Genomic DNA, 21525 nt, shown 5'->3' with positions numbered 1-21525 from the left:
AGCGCCAGGCCGTCGGAGCGCCAGGCCGTCGGAGCGCCAGGCCGTCGGGCGCGACGCGGGTGACCGGCGGGGACGCCACCGGGCCGGGGGGAAACGCCCGCCGGCATGATGACCGGATGGCACATCTGGGACTTGTCGCGCTGCTGGTCAGGGAGTACGACGAGGCGATCGACTTCTACGTCGGCGACCTCGGTTTCGAGCTGGTGGAGGACACCGCCCGACCGGACGATTCCCGCTGGGTGGTGGTCCGCCCGGCGGGCGCCCGCGAGACGGCGTTGCTGCTGGCCCGGCCGAGCACCGCCGAGCAGCGGGCGCGGGTCGGCGACCAGACCGGCGGCCGGGTCGGGCTGTTTCTCTATACCGAGGACTTCGCGCGGGACCACGCCCGGATGGTGGCAGCCGGGGTGCGTTTCCGGGAGGAGCCACGGCACGAGGCGTACGGTTCGGTGGCGGTCTTCGTCGATCTCTATGGCAATCGGTGGGACCTGCTGCAGCCGCGCAGCACGCCGTGACACATTAACGACACCGCGCGCACATTAGGTTACGCTCGACACCGCCCATGCTATTCTCCGATGTCGATCTCTGCCGCGCGGACCCCTACACGGGTCGTTGTCGGAAGGACACCTCCCGATGCCGGCCGTTGCCGCTCCCACCGTGCCGCCCACGCTGGACAATCCCGCCGGCGGTGCGCTCGTCCTCATCTTCACCACGATCCCGGCGATACTGCGTCTGACCTGCGGTGTGATCGGTGGGGCGGTGGCCCTGTCGGTGCCGGCCCCGTCGGTTGAGCCCGCCGTGCTGCTGCCCGGCGTGGCAGCGCTCACCGGCTGGTCGGTCTGGTACGCGTACCGCGCGATGCGCCAGGGAATCACCCCGAGCCTGGTCGCCGCTGACGTCACGATCACCGCGCTGGTCTGTCTCCTCATCCCCGTGCTGGTCGCACCCGGGGTGTTGCCCGGCGAGGGCAGTTGGATCGCCGTGCTGGCCAGCACCACGGTGATCAACGCACAGGCCACCGCCCCGGCGCGCTGGTCGATTCCGGCCGGGCTGCTCGTCACCGTCACCTACGCGACGGGCGCGCAGGCCGCCGGCAATGCCACCGAGGCACGGGCACACGCAACCACCCTGCTGGTGCAGACCGCCTGCACGGCGATGATGGCGGCGGTGATGCGCCGACGCATCGGTCGCGCCGACCGCGCGTTCGTCGAGCATCAACGGCTGACCCGGCAGGCACTTGTCGCGCGGGCCGCCCGCGAGGCCGAACGCCAGCAGAACCGCGACCTGCACGACACGGTGCTCGGCACCCTCACCATGGTGGGACTCGGTGCGGTGACCGGGTCCTCGACCACGTTCCGCGACCGGTGCGACGCCGACCTGCGTACCCTCGTCGCGCTCACCGACGTCGGCCCGGTGGCCGGCGACGGTCCGGTGCCGCTCGACGGTCGGATGCGGGCGGTGGTGGGCCGACTGCCCGAGCTGTCGACACAGCTGGACCTGACGCCGTGCGCGGTGCCCGCCGGGGTGGCCGACGCGATCGGCGAGAGCGCCTACGCGGCGCTGTCCAACGTGGTCCGTCACGCGCCGGGCGCGCGGGTCACGCTGCGGCTGAGCCGGCACACGGTCGGCGTCGTGGTCGAGGTCGCCGACGACGGTCCCGGCTTCGACCCGGCCACCGTCCCACCCCACCGGTACGGGCTGCGCGAGTCGATCCACGGCCGGATGGCAACGGTCGGGGGGCGGGCCGACGTGCGATCGGCACCCGGGGCCGGCACCCGAATCCGACTGGAGTGGCCCGGTGTCGGCTGATCTCGGCGCCGCGGCGCCGCACACCGTCGCGACGGGGACACCGGATCGGCTCGGCGTGCCCGTCCCCCGGGAGCCGGCGTCCACGGCGGGGCTCGCCGCGCCGGCCGCGGTGGCGCACGCGTCCGACCGGGGCGCCCGGATCGTCGCCGTGGCCATCGCACTGGCCTGGCACGTCGCGATCGGGCTGCCGGCGGTGTTGGCCGCCCGCACGGAGTTCACCGCGCCGACGGTGGTGCTCGGCGGCTGGGCGCTGGTGGCGGTGGCCGGCGCGGTGGCCGGGGTCCAACTGCTGCGCGGCTCGCCGCTGCCGCCGGGGCTGCTGGCCGGGCTGCTGCTGGCCGTCGATGTGGCCGTCTTCGCCGCGGTCGGCGAGGAGCACTTGTTCACCGCCGCCAACTGGGTGTGGGGCACCCTCGGCTGGTTCTTCGTGCTGGCGCTGTGGGGTCGGCGGGTGGTGGGGCTGGTCGCGCTGCTGAGCACACACGCGATCATCGCGCTGCTCGCGGTGCTCGGGCACGGCCCCGAGCCGACCGACGTGGCCCGCTACGTGATGTACGTCTACGGCACGTTCTCCCTCCCGGTGGCGGTGTTCGTGGGCAGCGCGACAATCGTGAGCCTGGCTCGCGAGCGGGCGGCCGTGTCCGCTGCCGCCCACGCGATGGCGGCGGAACGCGATGCCGCCGAGCGGGGCCTTCGGGAACGCCGGGACCGGCTCGCCCTGGTCAGCTCGGCAGCCGGGCGCGTGCTCGGGGAGTTGGCCGCTGGCCAGGCCGACCCGGACGACCCGGAGGCGCAGCGGCGCTGCGTACTGGCCGCCGCCCGGCTGCGCCGACTGATCGCCGAGTCCGACGACGTGCCCGACCCGCTGCTGCACGAGTTGCGGGCGGCCGCCGACCTCGCCGAACGCAATGGCCTGCCGATCGACCTGGTCACCATCGGCACCCCACCGCCGCTGCCGGTGGAGATCCGCCGTCGGCTGGCGGACCCGCTCACCGGCGTTCTCGCCGACGCTCGGGGCTGGGCCCGGCTGACAGTGGTCTCCGGCCCGGACGAGGTGGTGGTCAGCCTGGTCACGCCGGACCGGGAGGGTCCCGACGCCACCGGCCCACCCCCGGGGGAGCACGACGACGGGCAGGTGGAGCACCTCTACGAACGGGACGGAAGCATCAGATGGGCGCAGACCCAGTGGCGACGGTGACCGGTGACCGGCCAATCGGGGTGGCGATCGTTGACGATCACCCGGTCGTGGTCGAGGGGGTCCGTGCCTGGCTCGCCACCGAGCCGCGGCTGACCGTACTGGCCACCGGGGACGACCCGGACGAGGTGCTGCGGACGGCACCGGACGCCGACGTCGTCCTGCTCGACCTCCGGCTGCACGGGCGGATGGCGCTGGACAAGTTGGCCGAGCTGAGCGCCGCCGGGAGGCGGGTGGTGGTCTACTCGGAGCACACCGACCCGCCGACCATGCTCGCCGCGCTGGATGCCGGGGCGGTGGCGTTCCTGGCCAAGCACGAGGGCCGGGAACACTGTGTGGCGACCGTGCTGGCCGCCGCGAGTGACCGCCCGTACGTGCCGCCCGCGCTGGCCGGGGCCATGGTCGGCGACCCGCGGCCGGACCGGCCGATGCTGTCCGACAAGGAGCGTGAGGCGCTGCTGCTCTGGTTCCAGTCGATGTCGAAGGCATCGGTGGCCCGCCGGATGCAGATCAGCGAGCACACCGTGAAGCAGTACGTCGACCGGGCGCGGATCAAGTACACCCGGGCGGGGCGGCCAGCCGCCACAAAGGCGGCACTACTCGCCCGCGCGATCGAGGACGGGCTCGTTCGCCCGGAGGAGATCGGCATCTACCGGTCACACGCGACGCACGACCGGACGACCCCCTAACAGGCGTCATGACAGCGGCCCTCCGATCCGACAGGCTTGATTCACAAGCCAGCTGACCGGAAGGTCGTGACGATGCACGCCGACACGTCCCCCTTCTTCATCGGTCCCCACCGGTTCGACGCTCCGGACGACGACGTGGGGCCGGCACTGGATCGCCGCTACAACCTGCGTCCCGAGCCCGGTGAACGGGTGCTCGGGCGGCACCAACTGCTGGTCGCGGGCTACCTGCTCGGGCCGAGCGAGGCACGGCGTCGCTGGCAACTACCCGCGCCGGTCTCGGTGACCGTCACCGACCAGCGGATCTGCTGGGTGGGCAGCGGCGCGCAGCTGGCGCTGGTCATCGACGACACGCCCCGGGCACGGCCACCCGCGCGCCTCAACGGCCTGATGAGCGGGCAGATCCGCTGGCAGTGGCCGTCCCGGTTGGAGGTGCTGGCCGCCGATCGGGACGCGCCGACGCAGTTGTTGGTCGTCTGTGACGCGCTGCGCACCATTCAGCAACCGGCCCTGGCCCTGGGCGGGCCGTCCGCCGCGGTGGCGGCGCTGGCTCAGCAGGTCCGCCGGGCGGTGGCCGAGTTCCGGCTCACCCGCCCCCAACTGGTCGACCTCTCGGCCCAGGAACGTGACGTGCTGCTGCTGCGTGCCGGCCCCAGCCTGCTCGCCGGGGACACCCGGATCACGCTTCCCGGTTCGCTGCCGGTGGAGTTCCACTCCCGAGACGACTACTACCGCTCGGGGCCGGAACCGGCGCCGTGGGGCGGGCTCGCGGGCGGCGCGGCATCCGGGCATCGGTGACGCCGACGGCCCACGCGGCGGCTGCCCACGGTGACCCGACGGCGTCCGCACCGGCAGACCTCGTCGCGCCCGGACCGCCGCCCCGGCCACCGTGACGTCAGACGCTGGACGCCCGTTGCTGCTCCTCGGCCGCGTCCAGGGCGGCGGCCTCCTCCGGCGTGGGGGCGCTGCCGCCCAGGTGCGCGGGCAGCCACCAGGTGTCGTCCGGGCCGGCCGGCGCGTCCGGGTATTCGCGCTGGGCCCGCTCGACGAGCGCGCTGAGCCTGGTGTTCAGTTCGGTGGCCAGCAGGTTCGGGTCCGGGAAGTCCGCCGGGTTGATCGGCTCGCCGATCAGAATCGTGATCGGCGTGTGCCGGCGGGTGAGGGTGCGCGGGCGGCCCTTGGTCCAGAGCCGCTGGGTCCCCCACAACGCGACCGGCAACACCGGGACCTTCGCCGAGCGGGCCATCCGCACCGTGCCGCTCTTCAACTCCTTGACGGTGAACGACTGGCTGATCGTCGCCTCCGGGAAGACGCCGACGATCTCGCCGCGCTTGAGGGCGGCGACGGCGGCGCGGAACGAGGCCGCGCCGGCCTCCCGGTCCACTGAGATGTGCCGCATCCCGCGCATCAACGGGCCGGAGATCCGGTGCGAAAAGACCGACTTCTTGGCCATGAACCGCACCAGCCGACCCGACGCGTTCGCGCCCAGACCGGCGAAGATGAAGTCGAGATAGCTGATGTGGTTGCCGGCCAGCACCGCCCCGCCGGTACGGGGCACGTGGTGGGCGCCCTCGATGGTGATCTTCAGATCGAGAAGACGGAACATCGTCTTGGCAGCGGCGATAACGGGCGGGTACACGAGCTCCGGCATCCGCAGAATCTACCCTGCCAGCCTGGGTGACGGACCGGCGGCGGCGCGGGTCGCGCGCCGCCGCCGGCTCGACGGGTTGGTCGATCAGTCCGCGAGCTTGTCCAGGTCCAGTCGGCCCCGGGCGAACGCGTCCACCCGACCCCACCGACCCGGAATGTCCAGCACCTCGATCCGGCCCATACCCACCGGCAGTCGTGGCTCGACCGACAGATGACCGTCGTGCGGCTCCAGACCGAGCATGGTCCGCAGCAGCAGCAACGGGGTGCCTGTCGACCAGGCCTGCGGGCTGCACGCGGTTGGGTACTCCACCGGGAACTTGGTGAGGTTCCGCGGGTAGCCGCCGAACGCCTCCGGCAACCGGCCGTCGAAGTACGTGGCCGCGTCCAGGATCCCGTTGGCGATGGTAGCGGCCTCCTCGGCGAAGCCGTACCGGCGCAGACCCCAGGCGATGAACGAGTTGTCGAACGGCCAGATCGTGCCGTTGTGATAGCCGATGGGGTTGTACCGGATCTCCCCCTCGGCGAGGGTCCGCACTCCCCAACCGGAGAAGAGCCGAGGCCCCACCAAATGGTGGGCGATCTTCTCCGCCCGCTCGGGTTCGACGATCCCGCTCCACAGCAGGTGGCCGATGTTGGAGCTGAGGATGTCGCACTGGCGGCCGTCCGGGTCCAGGGCCAGGGCGTAGAACTCGCCGTCGGCCACCCACCAGTCCCGGTTGAACCGCTCCTTCAGCGCTGCCGCCTCCCGCTCCAACTGGTCGGCGAACTCCGGGTCATCCCAGAACTGGCGAGCCATCCGGGCCGCGCGGATCTTCGCGTCGTACGCGTACCCCTGCACCTCGCAGGTGGCCCGCGGGAACGGCGGCAGCGTGCCGTCAGAGTAGGAGATGGAGTCCCAGGAGTCCTTCCAGCACTGGTTCTCCAGGCCGGTGTCGGTGTTGCGCCGTTCGTACCAGATGTAGCCGTTGCCGACCAGGTCGGCGTAGTTGTCGATCCACCGCAGCGCCGCCCGGGCCTCCTGCTCCAACTCCTTGACCAGCGCGACGTCCCCGGTCCACCGCTCGTACTCGTCGAGCAGCACGACGAACAGCGGCGTCGCGTCCACCGAGCCGTAGTACGGCGAGTGCGGCTGCTCCTCGAAGGCCGCTGTCTCGCCGTAGCGCATCTCGTGCAGGATGCGCCCCGGGTCCTCGTCACGGAAGTCGTCGAACCGACTGCCCTGCAACGCGGCGAGGATGCGCAGCGTCGTCTTCGACAACTGCGGAGTGAACGGCAGCGTCTGCAGGCAGGTGAAGATGCTGTCCCGACCGAACATGGTCATGAACCAGGGCAGGCCGGCGGCCGGCAGGGTGGCACCGCCCAACGACAGGGGAGAGAAGCGCAGCGCGGCCAGGTCGATCAGACTGCGCCGGTAGGTGCTGGCCACCCGACCATGCTGACTGTTGACCTTCGGCGCGTCGGCGATCCACTGCTCCAGGTCGTGCTGGAGGGCGAGCCGCTCGTTGCCGTGCACGCGCAGCCCGAACCGCAGGTCCCGGCCACCAGGACCGACCGCGTGCGTCTGGACGTCGATCGAGGTTTCCCACTGCTCGTTGGGTTCCAGGTGAACCGTGTACGCGAAACCCTCGCTGTCGTACCGGGCCGACATGGACGAGGAGACGACCGTCTCCCGCCGGAAGTTGCCCCGGCGATAGCCCAACCGGAGCCGGTCGGACTCGGCCTCGGTGTAGATCTCGCCCTTCTTGTTGAGGATCTCGTCCTTGACCTGGAACAGGTCGGCGAAGTCCGACGCCGCGTCCATCCGGACTTCCAGATCGACAGGCTTCTCGTCGTGGTTGAGGATGGTGAGTTGCTCGCAGAAACTGCCGCCCACCGTGCGCTCGCGGATGATCGACAGCTTCGCGTCGATGTAGTGCGTGGCCATCCCCGGGACGAGGAAGAACCGGGACTCGAAGTACTGCAGATCGTCGTAGGAGAGCGAGTTGAGCCGCTCACCGTTGACGGTCAGCACCCAGGTGGACAGAAACCGGGTGTCGATGGAGAAGAGCCCGGTCGGCTCGCTCGGAGTCGCCTCGATGTCGCCGGTGTCCTGGCAGACGACGAACGTGTTGCCGTCCAGGATCCGAACCGTGTTGGACTGCCCCATCAGTACCCCTCCCCCGCGAAGCGTCGGCGGGGTCCCCGGGCGTCCGGCGAACTCGGGAAGATCCGCTCGACCTGCACCACCAGCCGGGCGTCACCGGTCACCGTCATGTCCCCGCGCAACAGCGCGGCGAGGCCCTGCTCGCGGCCCGCGGCGATGTCGTCGAAGAGGATGGGGCTCGCACCGATGACGGTGTCAGCTTCCCGGTCCTCCTGGCTCACGTTGACCCGGCCGTGGTCGATTCTCAGCAGCCAGTGCCGGGTCTGCGCCCCCTCGTGCAGGTCGATACGCAGCGTCCCGGAGGTCTTCGCCAGCAGGGGTTCGTACCCCCGCCGGTCCAGGTCCTCGAAGAACCTCGTGGTCGCGTCCACCATCGAGTCCACTCCTCCCAGTTGCCCGGGCTCCCGCGCCGCGCTCGCGTCGCGCGGCCGGCCGGCGTCGCACGTCCCGGCACGGGTCCCCGAGGGCCCTCCGGTCAATCTCGCCCGGATCGGGTGAGCGGCGGCGTCCCGACAGCGCAGCGCCGGCCCGCCCGGGAGGGGAGAGCCGGCGCGCGTCCGCGGCGGACGGTCAGTTGTTCGGGTCGTCGGCGCTGATGTCCGCGAGCACCGACTGCGGTTCGCGCTCCACCGCGAGGTCACCCATCGAGATCAGGCCGACCAGGCGCCCGTCGTCGATCACCGGAAGCCGGCGTACGGCGTACGTGCGCATCAGGTCCGCGGCGGCCACCACGTCGTCGTACTGACTCACGGTGATCACATCGCGGGTGGTGATCTGGCTCAGTTGGGTCGAGCCCGGATCCATGTTCTCCGCGACACCACGCACCGTGATGTCCCGGTCCGTGACGATGCCGACCACGTTGTCGCCGTCGGTCACGACCACGTCACCGATCGCACTGTCGCGCATCTCCTGCGCGGCAGCGATGAGCGTCTCGTTGCCGTCCATCGTCACCAACCGGGTCGTCATGAACTCTCCGACCGTTGTCATGGTGCTCCCCTCTCGGTGTCGGCACGGCCCGTCTACCCGCCGCCCGGGAGGGGGTAACGCCCACCGCCGGTGGCTATCTGCGCGAGTGCGGGTGCCGCGGGTGCGAGTGCCGCATTCGCCGGAGGCGCCGCAACTCGTACAGGCCGCTGCTGGTCAGCGAGAAGAAGATCGGTAGCAGCAGGAAGATCCCCCGTGCGAACAGCGGGTTGACCAGGTATCCGACGAGAATCGCCAGCGAGTACCCCCGCACGCCGGCCGCGGCCCGCGCCTGTTCGCCCGGGCACCAGCAGCGTGATGATGATGGCGAAGACACCATCGCTGAACGACAGCAGACGGGAGGTTTGCCCGCGCAGGGACGGGCCGCCGGGGCGAGCCTGCTCGCCTGTCGTGTCGGCGCCCATCCCACTCCCCGCGTTGCCTGCCGTTCCGCGTTGTCGGCACGGCAGCGCGTTGTACCCGTCGGCGGGCGGACACCCACCCGTGGGCGACAGCAGTCCTCGGGTCCGCTGCCTATCGTGGGCGGATGATGCCGGGCGAGGGGGAGCTGCGGGACCTGGTCGACGGCAGCCGTTGGCTGACCCGGGCGCTGAGCGTGGTGCGTGCCTCCGGGCTGCCGGACGCCTGGATCGGGGCGGGCGCTCTGCGCGACCTGGTCTGGGGCGAGCGCTACGGCGACGGGTTCGACCCGACGACGGTCCGGGACGTGGACGTGGTCTTTTTCGACCCGACGAGGCTGACCCGCGACGACGACCACGAGGCCACCGCCCTTCTCACGCGGGCGTGGCCGCAGCCGCCATGGGAGGCACGGAACCAGGCGGCGGTGCACACCTGGTATGCGGCGAGGTTCGGCGGTGACCCGATCACCCCGTACCGCAGCGTGGCCGAGGCGATCGCCACCTGGCCGGAGTACGCGACCGCGGTGGCCGTCCGCCTGGACTCGACCGATCGGCTGGAGGTCTGCGCTCCGTACGGTCTGGCGGATCTGCTGGGCGGGATCTGGCGGCACAACCCGGCGCGGGTGGACGTGGCGGCGTCTCGGCAGCGGTTGGCCCGACACCGCCCGGTGCGGCGCTGGCCCGGGGTGACCGTGATCGAACCAGGCTGACCAACAGCTACGGAGCGCAACAGCCCAGAACGACGGGCGGACGTCAGCCCCGGGGCGGCATCCCGTAGACGCGCGCCACGTGCAGCCGCAACACCAGCCGTCCGTCGTCGACCATGGCCTGGCGGTACTCGTCCCAGTCCGGGTGTTCGCCGCTCAGTGCCCGGTAGAGCGCCACCAACTCCTCGACCGTCTCGTCTCCGGGCGCCGCGGCCGGCGCGGTCAGCTCGGCGCGACCCTCGATCACCGCGTACGCCCAGCCGTCCTCGCTGCCGACGTGGAAGCTGGCGCGCGGGTCCCGACGCAGGTTCGCGGTCTTGGCCCGGCCGTCGGTGACCGAGACCCGGATCAGGCCGGCGTCCCGGTCGAAGGAGTAGACCACTGTGGACATCTGCGGTCGCCCGTCCCGCTTGATGGTCGCCAGCACGCCCATCGAACGGCTGGAGATCAGGTCGGTCAAGGCCTGCTGGCTGCGGTCGTCCGGCACGGTTTCCTCCAGGGATCGGCTTGGTCCCATCCGAGCACGCCTGAACCGGTGCCGCGTCGCCCGGACGCGACCGAGCCCCCGCCGGTCGTCGGCGAGGGCTCGGGGTGAGCGCGGCGGTCAGCGACGCTCGGCGGCGACCAGCTCGGCGAGCTGCACCGCGTTGAGCGCCGCGCCCTTGCGCAGGTTGTCGTTGGAGCAGAACAGTGCCAGCCCGTACTCGACGGTCTCGTCGGCGCGGATCCGGCCCACGTACGTCGGATCCTGGCCGGCGGCCCGCAACGGCGTCGGGACGTCGGTCAGCGCCACCCCGGGCGCGTCGGCCAACAGCTCGTGGGCGCGCTGCGGGGTGAGCGGCCGGGCGAACCGGGCGTTGATCTGGAGCGAGTGCCCGGTGAAGACCGGCACCCGGACGCAGGTGCCGGAGACCAACAGGTCGGGGATCTCCAGGATCTTGCGGCTCTCGTTGCGGAGCTTCTGCTCCTCGTCGGTCTCGAACGAGCCGTCGTCGACGATCGAACCGGCCAGCGGGAGGACGTTGAAGGCAATCGGCTGGCTGAACGAGCGCGGCGCGGGGAACTCCACGGCCGACCCGTCGAAGGCCAACCCGGCGGCGTGTTCGGCCACCTTGCGGACCTGCTCGTCCAGCTCGGCGACGCCGGCCAGTCCGGCGCCGGAGACCGCCTGGTACGTGGAGACGACCAGCCCGATCAGACCAGCCTCGGCGTGCAGCGGCCGCAGGATCGGCATCGCGGCCATCGTGGTGCAGTTGGGGTTGGCGATGATGCCCTTCGGGCGGTCGAGGGCCGCGTGCGGGTTGACCTCGGCGACCACCAGCGGCACCTGCGGATCCATCCGGAACGCCGACGAGTTGTCGATCACCACGGCGCCGGCCTCGGCGACCCGGGGCGCCAGCTCCCGGGCCGTGCTCTTACCGGCCGAGAAGAGCACGATGTCCAGTCCGGAGTAGTCCGCGGTCGCGGCGTCCTCGACGGTCACCTCGCCGTCGCGCCACGGCAGCGTCCGCCCGGCCGACCGCGCCGAGGCGAACAACCGCACCTGCTCCGCCGGGAACTTCCGTTCCGCCAGCACCTGCCGCATCACGCCACCGACCTGGCCGGTGGACCCCACAATGCCGATCCTCATGCCCGCGAGGCTACCCAGACCACCCCCGAACCCGGGAGCCCTTTCCCACCCCCCGGGTCCCGGATCACACGAACCACCCCCGCAGCTGTTGATCAAGAAGTTTGCGTCAGAAACCGTGCTCCGGGTGACGCAAACCTCTTGATCAACGGCGTTTGGGTCGACCTCAGGGGAGCAGGTCGCCCAGGGATGCGGCGGCCAGGTCGTCACGGATCACTGCGGCGTCACCTTCGATGACCAGGGTCAGCGCGTCCGGGTGCAGGTGGGTGGCCGCCGCGGCGGAGACCTGGTCCACGTCCGCGGTGAGCAGCGACTCACGCAGCCGGGCGTGGTAGTCGTCCGGCAGGTCGTGCACCACGAGCGTGGTCAGCGCGGACGCGATCGCCCGCGGGCTCTGCAACTCGACCGAGAGCTGCCCGGCCCGCCAGGACCGGGCCACCGCCAGCTCGTCCTCGGTCACCCCACCGGCCTGGGTACGGCTGATCTCACCCACCGCCTCGATCAGGGCCGGCACGGTGACCGCGGTCTGCACACCGGAGCTGACCCCGAACCGACCGAAGCGGCGGGACGAGGCGAAGTCACCCCGAACGCCGTAGGTGTAGCCGTGCACCTCGCGGAGCAGGTGGTTGAGGCGGGAGGTGAACGCCCCACCGAGGACCGTGCCGGCGAGGGTCATCGGCACGTGGTCGGGGTGCGCCCGGTGCGGCGACGGGTGACCCAGCCGCAGCGTGGACTGCACCGAGCCGGGCCGGTCCACCAGGATGATCCGCCGTCCGGCGTGCAGCGGCACCTCGATCGGGCCACCCCGCTCGGCCGGGCCGCCACCGGTGCCGGCGAACGCCGCGGCGGCCAGCGCGTCCAGGTCGATCCGGTCCAGGTCGCCGGCGACGATCAGGGTGCCGGGACGCAGGAACCACTCGGAGTGGAAGACGGTGACGTCCTCTACGTCCAGGGCGGCGACCGACTCCGGGTCGCCGTACATCGGCCGGCCCCACCGGTTCTGGGCGCCGAACAGGTCACCGCGCAGCGCGGCGTCGGCGCGGGGGCCGGGGTTGGCCCAGTCCATCCGCAGCGCGGTCGCCTCGTCGTCCCGGACCCGGCGCACGTCGGCGGGGTCCAGCCTCGGCGTCCGGACCGCTTCGGCGAGCAACTCCACGGCGGCGCTGAGCCGGTCCACCGGGATCACCACGCTGGCCTGGAACGAGTCCCAGTCCAGCCCGGTCGACAACGAGGTGCCCAGCCCTTCGACGGCGAGCGCGTACGCGGCAGCGTCCCGCTGCGCCGTCCCCTCCTCCAGTGCCTTGGCCAGCACACCGGACAGGCCCTCCTTGCCAACCGGCTCCTGGCCCGCGCCCACGTCGAGCAGCAGCAGGGCCACGGCGAGGTTCTGCCCCGGCAGGTGCGCGGCGACAACCTGACCACCGGCCACCGTACGGCGCACCACCTGCGGGAACCGGTACGGGCGGGCGGCACCCGGGCCGGGACGGTCGGCGATCAGCGTCATGAGGTCTCCTCGGGCAGGTAGGTCAGCAGCACCCGGTCGGTGGCGAGCACCTCGGCGGCGGCCTCGGCGATCTGCTCGGCGGTGACCGCGAGCAGACCCGGCAACGCCTCGGCGACGCGGGCCGGGTCACCGAACTGCGTGGCGTACCGGCCGAGCAGGTCCGCGCGACCGTCCACCGTGGACAACTGACGCCACCACCCGGTGCTGAGCATCGCCTTGGCCCGATCCAGCTCGGCGGCGGTGACCGGCACGGTCGCCAACTCGTCGACGACCTCGGCCAACCCCTCGGCCAGTCGCTCGGCGCTCACCCCGGGGCGGGCGGTGGCGGTGGCGATCAGCGGTGCCGGGGCGTGCGCGAGATCCACCCCGTACGCCCCGACCAGGTCCGGCTGAGCGATCCGCTCACCGTCGGCGAGTCGCTGGTAGAGCCGGCTGCCCCGCCCGCTGCCGAGGACGGTGGCGAGCACGGTGACCACGTGGTACTCCGGGCTGCCGAACGGGTAGGTGCGGTGGGCGAGGTAGACCCGCGGCGCCGGTACGTCGGCGCTGACCGACTCGATGGCCGTCTGCCCGGTCGCCGGGACGTTGCGGCCGTCCGGGGCGGCCGGGATGTCGTCGCGTGCCGGCAGCGCCCCGAAGTACATGTCGGCGAGCGCGAACACGTCGGACGCGGTGGCGTCGCCGACCACGGTGAGCACTGCGTTGTTGGGGGCGTAGTAGGTCTGGTGGAACGCCTGGAAGGTGGCGAGGTCGGCGGCGTTCAGGTCGGCCATCGAGCCGATCGTCGCGTGGTGGTACGGGTGTCCCGCCGGGTAGAGCAGCGGCAGCAACCGCAGCCAGGCGTCGCCGTACGGCACGTTCTCGTACCGCTGCCGGCGCTCGTTCTTGACCACGTCCCGCTGGTTGTCCAGCGTCTCCTGGGTGAGCGCGGGGACCAGGCCGCCCATCCGGTCGGCCTCCAGCCAGAGCGCCAACTCCAGGTGCTCGGCCGGGACGGTCTCGAAGTAGTTGGTCCGGTCCGGGTTGGTGGTGGCGTTGAGCGAGCCACCGGAGCCCTGGATCAGCTTCATGTGCTCGGTCTTCGCCACGTTCACCGAGCCCTCGAACATCAGGTGTTCGAAGAGGTGGGCGAAGCCGGTCTGCCCGCTCGGCTCGTGTCGGGAACCGACGTCGTACCAGAGGTTGACGGCCACGGCGGGCGCGGTGCGGTCCTCGCTCACCACCACGCGTAGGCCGTTGTCCAGTCGGGACGTCTCGATGGGCCAGGGATAACCGCTGTCGGGCATCCCCCGACGCTATCCGATCTCGCGGGCGGAAAGGTGACGTGCGGTGGGTCGGCGAGCCGGCCCCGGGCATCGAGACGGCCCTGCGGGGTACCGGAGGGCCATGACCGTCACCCCGCCCCCGTCCCGGTCCGCCGCCATCGTCGAACGTGCCAGCGCCGCGCTCGGCCGGCTGCGCCACGGCCGGCTGCTGCATCCGGCCGGTCGCTCGTTCGCCGGCGAACTGGTGATCTGGGGTACGCCCGGACCACCCACCGGGGTCGCCCTGCTGGACGAGCCCGGGCGGTATCGGGCCACCGTCCGGCTCTCCAAGGGAACCCCCACGCCCGGCGGCTGGCCGGACGTGCTGGGCGTCGCGCTGCGCCTGCACCGTGCGACCGGTCGACCGTTCGACCTGCTGGTCAGCTCCAGCGGCGCGGCCCCGCTACTGCGGAACCTGCCGCTGCCCCGACGGCGCTTCACCGGGACGTACAGCACGATCGTGGGTTATCGCGTGGGACCGCGCCGGATCTGGCTGGCCACGCTGGCCGACCCCGACTCCGTGGACCTCGGGAGCAGCCTGCGCACGGTGGCCGCCGCGACCCGGACGGACACACCGCGCCTGGTGCTCGCGGTCGCGTCCGCCGTCGGGTCGTGGCGGCCGGTGGGGCAGGTCGGGATCGGTGCCCCGCTCAGCGCCGAGGAGGACGCCGCGCTCGCGTTCGACCCGGTGCGGAACCTGCCACCCGAACTGCGGGCGGCAGGTCCGCTGGCCTGGCTGCGGGAGCACACCTACCGGGGATCCCGCCGGGCGCGTGGGGCCACCGCTCAGTCGGGCGGCTCGACCGCGACCACTGTCTGATCCGAGGTACGACGTTCCAGCACCGTGTCGGGCGCCGCGTTCTGGTCCGCCTCCCGGAGGTCCGACTCGGCGAGGATGGCCTCGGCCTGCGCCTCCGGATCGTCGCTGCCCGCGGCGATCTCCTCGGGCAGGAGGTGGTGGGCGCGGGACTCCACCCGCTCCTGATCGCTCTGCTCGTCAGTCATGGCTCCCCTGTTACCCCGACCCCGCCTCTGGCACGCGGTCCACGCCCCGCATCTTGGGACGATGGGCCGGAGGTTCCCGTCCGGTCGGGTACGCTTGCCCCCGTGACGCGTTCCTATCGATGGTTTAGGCAGCCGGCTGGCACGCCGGTGACTTCACCATGAACTGACGTCACCACGGACCGAGCCGGCTGGGCAGGAGCTGTCGTTCCTGCCCTTTTGCGTACGAGCAGCCGGCTCGTCCCGGGCACCGGCCCCGGGCACGATCGGCGGAAGGATGCCCACCGTGACCACCCCGGAGACCGATCGGGTCAGCGATCAGCGGATCGACCGTGTCGTGCCGCTGACCACGCCCGCCCTGCTGCACCACGAGTTGCCCCTGGACGCCTCGCTCGCGTCGGCCGTGCTGACCGGTCGCCGCGCGGTGGGTCGCGTGCTGGATCGCGAGGACGACCGCCTGCTGGTGGTGGTCGGCCCCTGCTCGGTGCATGACCCGGCCGCCGCCCTCGAGTACGCGGGACGTCTGCGTACGGCAGCCGACCGGCTCGCCGACGACCTGCTGATCGTCATGCGGGTCTACTTCGAGAAGCCGCGCTCGACCGTCGGTTGGAAGGGCCTGATCAACGACCCGGGCCTGGACGGCAGCGGCGACGTCAACACCGGCCTACGGCTGGCCCGAGCGCTGCTGCTCGACGTACTGCGGGTCGGTCTGCCGGTGGGCTGCGAGTTCCTCGATCCGATCACGCCGCAGTACATCGCGGACACGGTGGGCTGGGGGGCGATCGGCGCCCGCACCGTGGAGAGTCAGGTGCACCGCCAACTCGCCTCGGGTCTGTCCATGCCGATCGGCATGAAGAACCGCCCGGACGGCAGCATCGGCACCGCTGTGGACGCGATCCGCGCCGCCGGCGTGCCGCACGTCTTCCCCGGTATCGACTTCTCCGGCACTCCGGCGATCATGCACACCCGGGGCAACACCGACGGTCATCTGGTGCTGCGCGGTGGGGGCGGGCGACCCAACTACGACGCGGAGTCGGTCGCCGGTGCGCTCGACCTGCTCCGCGCCGCGGAACTGCCGGAGCGGCTGGTGATCGACGCCAGTCACGCCAACAGCGGCAAGGACCACCGCAACCAGCCGCGGGTCGCCTTCGACGTGGCCGCCCAGCTGGCCGCCGGCCAGCGCGGGATCACCGGCGTGATGCTGGAGTCGTTCCTGCTGCCCGGCCGGCAGGACCTCGACCCGACCCGGACGCTTGAGTACGGCCGGTCGGTCACCGACGCCTGCCTCGGCTGGGACGACACCGTCGAGGTGCTCGACCACCTGGCCTCCGCGGTGCAGGCCCGCCGGGCCACCCTCCCGGCGAAGGTGTGACCGCCGACACTGCGGCGCGCGGAACACGGGTGGGGGCCGGCTCGTTGACTGGGGTGTCGGTGTGTCACGTGTCCCCGGGCCTCACCTAAATAGCCTTCGCGGAATACCGTCCGGCTGGAGCCGCGTAGTGCCACTCGCCGAGAGGCGACCTGCACACCGACACCAGCGCCGCCCCCGGCCCACACGGCCGGGGGCGGCGCTGCATGTGTCCCCTGGGGCAGGGCCGCCAGGGGACGTGGGTCGGACCACCGGCGTGACGTTTGACCGATTCCGCCCCGGGTAGCTGATCGAGGTGACCGACGACGGATTCGTGCCCGACGAGCCGGACACCCGGGCCCTCGATGACCTGCTGAACGACGTCTACCGGGCGCAGGAGCGGGTCACCCAGGCGGAGATCTACCGCCAGGCGGTGGCCGCCGAGCTTCCGCCGGATCTGCTCGCGCGCATCGACGCGCTGCCCGAGGGCGAGTACTCGGTGGACGAGGCCAGCGACCTGCTGGGCGGTTCCATCGGCTGAGCGACCTGGCGATTTCATCGGCTGAGCGATCTGGGCGATTTCATCGGCTGAGCGACCTGGCGATTTCATCGGCTGAGCGACCTGGGCGGTTCCACCGCTGGGGGCCACCGCAGAAGGGACACCGACATGACGCACCACGAGGACCACGACGAGAAGGTGCCGGCGCTGGGTCAACCGCCGAAGGGCAGGGACACCACGCCCGAGCCGGACTTCGCCAACGAGCACGACCGCACCGCCGTGGACCGGGACATCGTCACCGGGGCGGACGAGGACGAACGCGAGCCGGAGTCGCCGCACGGCTGGTCCGGTATGGAGCGCTGAGACAGGTACGACCAAAGGGGGGCCGGCGTCCAGCCGGCCCCCCTTTGCGCGTGCCTTCGGTCAGGCGTCGTCGTGGTGCCCACCCTCGGCGGCCTGCTGGGCCGTCGCGTACGCCATCTGGAGGAAGTCCGACGCGGCGACCGCCGTCAGCGCGGTGGCCACCAGCCGGGTCAGCCGGGGTGCGAGCACCAGGCCACCGGTCAACCCGGTGGCCACCCAGACCGCCAGGCAGAACGGGCAGCTCAGCAGCTCGCCGATGGCATGCCGGGTCGGGCTGCCCGAGTCGCGGACCTGCTCCATCACCTCGCCGCTGCCGATCGGACGGTCGTACTGGGTGAACGGCGCCCGCAGAGGGCTGGTCACCGCGTCCTTGGACAGCAGCCGGCTCAACTTGTGCGTGGCGATGGAGAGCAACACCACGTCGGACGGGGCGGGGCGCTCCGGTACCGGCCGCCCGGTCGCTTTGACCAGGCCGGCGAGCGCCCCGGTCACCCCGGCGTAGGCACCCATGGCCACCAGGTAGCCGCCGAGCGGCCGGTGTTCGTGCGGCGCGTACGCCCGGCGCAGCCGCGCCGCCTTCTGTCGCAGGCCAGTGTCGCTCACCCGGTCTCCTCACTATCTCGTGGTGGTGCGGGAGCGGCGTTCCGCGTGGCCGCCTCAGCCGGCCTGGAGGTTGTCGGCGACCGCGCGTGCCAGGTTGGTGAGCGCCTCGTCGGCCAACTGGTCCGGACCCGAGCCGTCCGTACCGTCGGCCAGATCGAGCTGGATCCGGGCGCCACCGGAGTCGGCCGACTCCACCCGGATCTCGGCGGACCAGTCGGCCGCGCCACCCCACCGGGCGCGCAACTCCGCGCCGCTGATCTCCGCGGTGGGGTTACCGCCGCCGCGCAGCGGTTCCGGCAGCCACGCGGCGGCGCGGTTGGGGTCGGTGGCGGTGTTGAAGACCACCTCGGGTGGCGCGGACATCCCGCGCACGGCGCGCGCCGCCATCAGGAGTCCCGCAGACGGTTGGGGTCGACCTCCCGGCCCGGGTGACGCGCCAGGTATTCGGTCTCCAGCTCCGCGGTGCGACGCAGGTGGTTGGCGAGCGCGGAGTCCGCCGCGTGCCGCAGGGTGTCCAGGCGGGTGCGGTGCAGGCTGTGCATCTCGCGGAGCAGATCCTCGTCGCTCAGCTCCATCGGGTCGACGCCGGGCAGGTCGCCGTCGAGAGCGCCCGCCGGGTCGGCGAGGTCATCGCCACCCCACTCGGGCACTCGCTGCTCCGGGCTCATGTCCGTGCTGCCGCTGGACGCAAAGCCGTCCTCACGTACCGATCCGGTCATCATCGCCCCCCTTGATCTCGTTTGGGCTGGCGTCTAGACGATTGCCCAGGCGCGGTGTCGCCAAACCATGCCGGCCACGCGACAACTACGACACCGTGTCGGAGACCGGCGGCGCCCCCGGTACTCTCGATGCCATGAGGCGGCTCTGGACCCCGGCGTGGATCGCACGTCACGTGGCCATGGTCGTGCTGGTCGTGGGCTTCCTCGGGCTGGGCTGGTGGCAGATCAGCCGGGCCACCGCCGGCAACAGCCTGAGCTGGGGGTACGCGGTCGAGTGGCCGATCTTCGCCGGCTTCGTGGTCTACGTCTGGTGGCGTGAGGTGAAGTTGGCCCGTCGGCGGGCGACCGACACCGACGCGCCTTCGGCGGAGCCGGCCACCGAGCCCGCGCCGACGGTCGCCACCGGGTCCCGACCGGTGGTACGCCGACCGGTGCGGGTGTCCCGGGGGCCGTCCGGCGACGACGCCGTCGAGGACACCGACCTGGCCGCCTACAACCACTACCTGTCATGGTTGAGCGCCAATCCGGGCGCCCGACCCGGTGACTATCCCGGCTGAGCCGGGCTCGGAAGGACGGACGAAGGTGGGCGCTGCCCTTACCCGTTACCGCGCGATCGCCTGGATCGTGGGTGTCGTGCTGATCCTGCTGGTCGTGATCGGCATGCCGCTGAAGTACGTGTTCGACAACGCGGTCGTGGTGGAGACGGTGGGACCCGCGCACGGGTTCCTCTACATGATCTACCTGGTGGCGGCGTTCGACCTGAGCCGTCGGGCCGACTGGCCGCTGAAGCGGATGCTGCTGGTGATGTTGGCCGGCACCGTGCCGTTCGTCTCCTTCTACGCCGAGCGCCGGGTCAGCGCCTGGGTGGCCGCACCGCAGGAGACCCGTACCCCGGAGCCGGTCGCCCGCTGAGCGGCCGTTGGGGCCGACGCGCGCTCGGCGTCCGTCGGCTCAACGGCTGGGCCGCCACGGCTCGGCCGAGGCGAGCGGGTCGACCCAGCCGCCGAGTCGGTTCATTTCCCGTGCGCGCAGCAGCGCCCGGGTGACCTGGCCGAACTGTCGCTCGTCGTCGGCGCTGAAGAGCAGCATCTCGGCTCCCCCGTACCACCCCCACAGCTCGTGCGGTGGTGGGCGCCAGCGGTCGCCGACCACGGCCAGCGCGGCGGGCAGCAGGAACACCGCACCGAGGATGAGGTACGCACCGGCGGTCAGGCGGTGCAGCCCGCCGGTGAAACCGAGCAGCAGCCCGACGCCGCCGAGCATGCTGGCGGTGATGACGGCGGCCCGGACGGCGATCCGGTCGTGCGGACCCCGGGTGGTACGCAGCTGGGTCAGGTCGGCGACCCGGTAACTGGTCCGGCCGACGGAGAACCGGTCGGCGGTCACGATGATGCCGGGCCGCGCGTAGAGCAGGGTCGACCGGCCGCCTGGCCCCGATCGCGGCGGTCGCACACGTCCGCCTTCACGATTCACGGTTCCTCCCGTGGGGACGGTTGACCGAGGTGACCGGCGGTGACGGCTGCGGCTGTCTGCCGACGGGATTCCCGGCGTCAGCCCCCATTGTGTTGGTGCGTCGCCAGCCGACCTGCGCATGTGCCGGTTGTCGACAGCCAGCCCCGCGAGGGACATCACCGAGAAACAGCATCCATTTCAGTTTTTATCGGTTATGGCGGCCAGTGATCCGACGGGATACGCCCGGAACGACGAAAGTCGCATATCTGTCAGCCGGCGACGAACAGGCCTTTTCACGCCCCCACAGGTCTCAGCAGCTCCACCCCACGCAGGAACATGGGCCGCCACTCGCCCAACTTTCGCCCCTGCTTCAACTGCGAGCGACATCCGTCCCGGGTTAGGTTGGTTGCGCCGGTCCGGCCCAGTGCCGTCCGCCCGGATGACCCCGGCCGGTGTCGCCGAGGGCGTCAGCAGCCCCGGCGGCCGTGGGAGAGGGGCCTTCCGCTCTTGTCATCCCTGAGAAACCTGCTGCGTACCGTGGCGCTGGCTGGCATGTCGGCCGCGCTGATCGCCTCGCCGGCGGTGGCGCACGCCGAGCCGTCCCCCGCCGAACTGACCCGCCGGATCGAGACGTCCTCGGCCGAGTTGGAACGGGTCGTGGAGTCGTACAACAAGCTGCGTGAGGAAATCAAGGCCAACGAGGCCACGGTGGCCCGATTACAGACCCGCATCGGCCCGCTGGAGCAGCAGGTCGAGCAGAGCAGGGCCGACGTGGCCGAGCTTGCCTCCACGGCGTACAAGAGTGGCGGCCTGCGGACCGCGGACGCCCTGCTGCGTCCCGGCGGCTCCGCCGCGCTGCTGGACCGGCTGGGCACGCTCGACCAGCTGACCCGCCAACGGCAGGAGCGCATCTCCGGCTTCACCGCCGACCAGCGGCGACTGCTGGACGAGAAGGCCAGCCTGGACGCCACCCTGACCCGGCAGGCAGCGCGGGCCCGTCAGCTCGCGACGGGCCGCAAGCAGATCGAGCAGGACCTGGCCAAGCTGTACGAGCTGCGTCGGCAGGCGTACGGGGCGGCCACCGAGCGTCCCGCGCCGAAGGCGGCGGCGGCCGAGGCCAAGAACGTGCCCGCGGTGGCCGGTGACGCCGGCGCCGCCGTGCGGTACGCGTTCGGCGCGATCGGCAAGCCCTACGTCTGGGCAGCCGACGGACCGAACGGCTACGACTGTTCCGGGCTGACCTCGGCGGCCTGGCGGGCGGCCGGAAAGTCCCTGCCGCACAACACCCGGATGCAGTGGAGTGCCGTCGCGCACATCGGGCGGGGCGACCTACGCCCGGGTGACCTGATCTTCTACAGCGGGCTCGGGCACGTCGCCCTCTACGTCGGCGACGGCCAGGTGATCGACGCGCCAAGCGCCGGCCGCAACGTGCTCAAACGGGGCATGAACATGATGTCCATCCAGGGCTACGGCCGGGTTCGCTAGCTGACCCGACAACGGCGAACGGCCGGCGTCCCCCTATCGGACGCCGGCCG

General features: G+C 71.8%; 27 protein-coding genes. 13 read left to right on the top strand and 14 right to left on the bottom strand.

Going from position 1 to position 21525, the window contains the following annotated elements; genetic code table 11:
- Positions 1-116: 116 nt before the first annotated feature.
- From ACFYPM_RS28405 to ACFYPM_RS28385, 5 genes are all read left to right on the top strand, one after another.
- Positions 117-512, top strand: coding sequence for a VOC family protein (locus ACFYPM_RS28405; protein WP_387203211.1), 396 nt, complete (start codon positions 117-119; stop codon positions 510-512).
- A gap of 118 nt (positions 513-630) precedes the next feature.
- Positions 631-1806, top strand: a complete 1176-nt coding sequence (locus ACFYPM_RS28400) for a sensor histidine kinase (protein ID WP_387203208.1) — start codon at positions 631-633, stop codon at positions 1804-1806.
- The gene (locus ACFYPM_RS28395) at positions 1796-3004 is read left to right on the top strand and encodes a hypothetical protein (RefSeq protein WP_387203205.1); all 1209 of its coding nucleotides are present in this window, start codon (positions 1796-1798) and stop codon (positions 3002-3004) included. Before ACFYPM_RS28400 ends, ACFYPM_RS28395 begins: the two co-directional genes overlap by 11 nt.
- The gene (locus ACFYPM_RS28390; RefSeq protein ID WP_387203202.1) at positions 2977-3690 is read left to right on the top strand and encodes a response regulator; all 714 of its coding nucleotides are present in this window, start codon (positions 2977-2979) and stop codon (positions 3688-3690) included. Before ACFYPM_RS28395 ends, ACFYPM_RS28390 begins: the two co-directional genes overlap by 28 nt.
- 72 nt (positions 3691-3762) lie before the next feature.
- Complete coding sequence (locus ACFYPM_RS28385) at positions 3763-4485, top strand: hypothetical protein (protein WP_387203199.1); 723 nt, start codon at positions 3763-3765, stop codon at positions 4483-4485.
- A 97-nt stretch (positions 4486-4582) separates the two neighbouring features.
- On the opposite strand, the gene ACFYPM_RS28380 is transcribed toward ACFYPM_RS28385, so the two are convergent.
- The 5 genes from ACFYPM_RS28380 to ACFYPM_RS28360 form a co-directional block, all read right to left on the bottom strand.
- Positions 4583-5338 (bottom strand): lysophospholipid acyltransferase family protein, encoded by a 756-nt coding sequence (locus tag ACFYPM_RS28380; protein ID WP_387203196.1) that lies wholly within the window; start codon positions 5336-5338, stop codon positions 4583-4585.
- Positions 5339-5422: 84 nt separating this feature from the next.
- Positions 5423-7483, bottom strand: a complete 2061-nt coding sequence (locus ACFYPM_RS28375) for a glycogen debranching N-terminal domain-containing protein (protein ID WP_387203193.1) — start codon at positions 7481-7483, stop codon at positions 5423-5425.
- Positions 7483-7854 carry an SCP2 sterol-binding domain-containing protein gene (locus ACFYPM_RS28370; RefSeq protein ID WP_387203190.1) on the bottom strand — a complete coding sequence of 124 codons (372 nt, stop codon included), beginning with the start codon at positions 7852-7854 and terminating at the stop codon, positions 7483-7485. Before ACFYPM_RS28370 ends, ACFYPM_RS28375 begins: the two co-directional genes overlap by 1 nt.
- A gap of 196 nt (positions 7855-8050) precedes the next feature.
- Positions 8051-8467 (bottom strand): CBS domain-containing protein, encoded by a 417-nt coding sequence (locus ACFYPM_RS28365; protein WP_387203187.1) that lies wholly within the window; start codon positions 8465-8467, stop codon positions 8051-8053.
- A 73-nt stretch (positions 8468-8540) separates the two neighbouring features.
- Positions 8541-8783, bottom strand: a complete 243-nt coding sequence (locus tag ACFYPM_RS28360; protein WP_387203184.1) for a hypothetical protein — start codon at positions 8781-8783, stop codon at positions 8541-8543.
- A gap of 207 nt (positions 8784-8990) precedes the next feature.
- Between ACFYPM_RS28360 and ACFYPM_RS28355 the strand changes: the two genes are divergently transcribed.
- On the top strand, positions 8991-9572 hold the full coding sequence (locus ACFYPM_RS28355) for a nucleotidyltransferase family protein (protein ID WP_387203181.1): 582 nt from the start codon (positions 8991-8993) through the stop codon (positions 9570-9572).
- A gap of 43 nt (positions 9573-9615) precedes the next feature.
- Here the strand turns inward: ACFYPM_RS28355 and ACFYPM_RS28350 are convergent, their stop codons facing one another.
- From ACFYPM_RS28350 to ACFYPM_RS28335, 4 genes are all read right to left on the bottom strand, one after another.
- Positions 9616-10086 (bottom strand): PPOX class F420-dependent oxidoreductase, encoded by a 471-nt coding sequence (locus tag ACFYPM_RS28350; protein ID WP_387203178.1) that lies wholly within the window; start codon positions 10084-10086, stop codon positions 9616-9618.
- Between the two features lie 87 nt (positions 10087-10173).
- Positions 10174-11199, bottom strand: a complete 1026-nt coding sequence (locus ACFYPM_RS28345; RefSeq protein WP_387203175.1) for an aspartate-semialdehyde dehydrogenase — start codon at positions 11197-11199, stop codon at positions 10174-10176.
- A gap of 163 nt (positions 11200-11362) precedes the next feature.
- On the bottom strand, positions 11363-12700 hold the full coding sequence (locus tag ACFYPM_RS28340; RefSeq protein ID WP_387203172.1) for a M16 family metallopeptidase: 1338 nt from the start codon (positions 12698-12700) through the stop codon (positions 11363-11365).
- The gene (locus tag ACFYPM_RS28335) at positions 12697-13986 is read right to left on the bottom strand and encodes a M16 family metallopeptidase (protein ID WP_387203169.1); all 1290 of its coding nucleotides are present in this window, start codon (positions 13984-13986) and stop codon (positions 12697-12699) included. Before ACFYPM_RS28335 ends, ACFYPM_RS28340 begins: the two co-directional genes overlap by 4 nt.
- Positions 13987-14086: 100 nt before the next feature.
- Here ACFYPM_RS28335 and ACFYPM_RS28330 point away from each other — a divergent pair, with 100 nt between their 5' ends.
- Entirely contained in the window at positions 14087-14824 is a 738-nt protein-coding gene (locus ACFYPM_RS28330) for a phosphodiesterase (RefSeq protein ID WP_387203166.1), read from the top strand.
- On the opposite strand, the gene ACFYPM_RS28325 is transcribed toward ACFYPM_RS28330, so the two are convergent.
- Positions 14791-15009 (bottom strand): hypothetical protein, encoded by a 219-nt coding sequence (locus tag ACFYPM_RS28325; protein ID WP_357254715.1) that lies wholly within the window; start codon positions 15007-15009, stop codon positions 14791-14793. The two genes, ACFYPM_RS28330 and ACFYPM_RS28325, sit on opposite strands and share 34 nt — an antisense overlap.
- Positions 15010-15283: 274 nt before the next feature.
- Here ACFYPM_RS28325 and ACFYPM_RS28320 point away from each other — a divergent pair, with 274 nt between their 5' ends.
- From ACFYPM_RS28320 to ACFYPM_RS28310, 3 genes are all read left to right on the top strand, one after another.
- A complete protein-coding gene (locus ACFYPM_RS28320) occupies positions 15284-16378 on the top strand; it encodes a 3-deoxy-7-phosphoheptulonate synthase (protein WP_387203162.1) in 1095 nt (364 codons plus the stop codon).
- A gap of 292 nt (positions 16379-16670) precedes the next feature.
- Positions 16671-16895: a hypothetical protein gene (locus tag ACFYPM_RS28315; protein WP_387203159.1), complete on the top strand. Its 225-nt coding sequence runs from the start codon at positions 16671-16673 to the stop codon at positions 16893-16895.
- Positions 16896-17021: 126 nt separating this feature from the next.
- Positions 17022-17216 carry a hypothetical protein gene (locus tag ACFYPM_RS28310; protein ID WP_357254720.1) on the top strand — a complete coding sequence of 65 codons (195 nt, stop codon included), beginning with the start codon at positions 17022-17024 and terminating at the stop codon, positions 17214-17216.
- 60 nt (positions 17217-17276) lie between these two features.
- Here the strand turns inward: ACFYPM_RS28310 and ACFYPM_RS28305 are convergent, their stop codons facing one another.
- From ACFYPM_RS28305 to ACFYPM_RS28295, 3 genes are read right to left on the bottom strand one after another with little or no spacing between them, the layout of a single operon-like run.
- Positions 17277-17819 carry a DUF1360 domain-containing protein gene (locus tag ACFYPM_RS28305; protein ID WP_387203156.1) on the bottom strand — a complete coding sequence of 181 codons (543 nt, stop codon included), beginning with the start codon at positions 17817-17819 and terminating at the stop codon, positions 17277-17279.
- 54 nt (positions 17820-17873) lie between these two features.
- Positions 17874-18206, bottom strand: a complete 333-nt coding sequence (locus tag ACFYPM_RS28300; protein ID WP_387203153.1) for a hypothetical protein — start codon at positions 18204-18206, stop codon at positions 17874-17876.
- Positions 18206-18541: a DUF6158 family protein gene (locus ACFYPM_RS28295; RefSeq protein WP_387203150.1), complete on the bottom strand. Its 336-nt coding sequence runs from the start codon at positions 18539-18541 to the stop codon at positions 18206-18208. Before ACFYPM_RS28295 ends, ACFYPM_RS28300 begins: the two co-directional genes overlap by 1 nt.
- Positions 18542-18672: 131 nt before the next feature.
- Here ACFYPM_RS28295 and ACFYPM_RS28290 point away from each other — a divergent pair, with 131 nt between their 5' ends.
- On the top strand, positions 18673-19095 hold the full coding sequence (locus ACFYPM_RS28290; RefSeq protein ID WP_387203147.1) for a hypothetical protein: 423 nt from the start codon (positions 18673-18675) through the stop codon (positions 19093-19095).
- Positions 19096-19120: 25 nt separating this feature from the next.
- Positions 19121-19450, top strand: a complete 330-nt coding sequence (locus tag ACFYPM_RS28285; protein ID WP_357254729.1) for a DUF3817 domain-containing protein — start codon at positions 19121-19123, stop codon at positions 19448-19450.
- Between the two features lie 39 nt (positions 19451-19489).
- Here the strand turns inward: ACFYPM_RS28285 and ACFYPM_RS28280 are convergent, their stop codons facing one another.
- Positions 19490-19990, bottom strand: a complete 501-nt coding sequence (locus tag ACFYPM_RS28280) for a DUF6232 family protein (RefSeq protein ID WP_387203144.1) — start codon at positions 19988-19990, stop codon at positions 19490-19492.
- 507 nt (positions 19991-20497) lie between these two features.
- On the opposite strand from ACFYPM_RS28280, the gene ACFYPM_RS28275 reads away from it, so the two are divergent.
- On the top strand, positions 20498-21475 hold the full coding sequence (locus tag ACFYPM_RS28275; protein ID WP_387203141.1) for an NlpC/P60 family protein: 978 nt from the start codon (positions 20498-20500) through the stop codon (positions 21473-21475).
- Positions 21476-21525 lie beyond the last annotated feature (50 nt).

Origin of the sequence: Micromonospora sp. NPDC005203, assembly GCF_042872705.1 — a bacterium.
Lineage (GTDB): Bacteria > Actinomycetota > Actinomycetes > Mycobacteriales > Micromonosporaceae > Micromonospora.
This window is presented reverse-complemented; position numbering and strand designations above follow the sequence as displayed.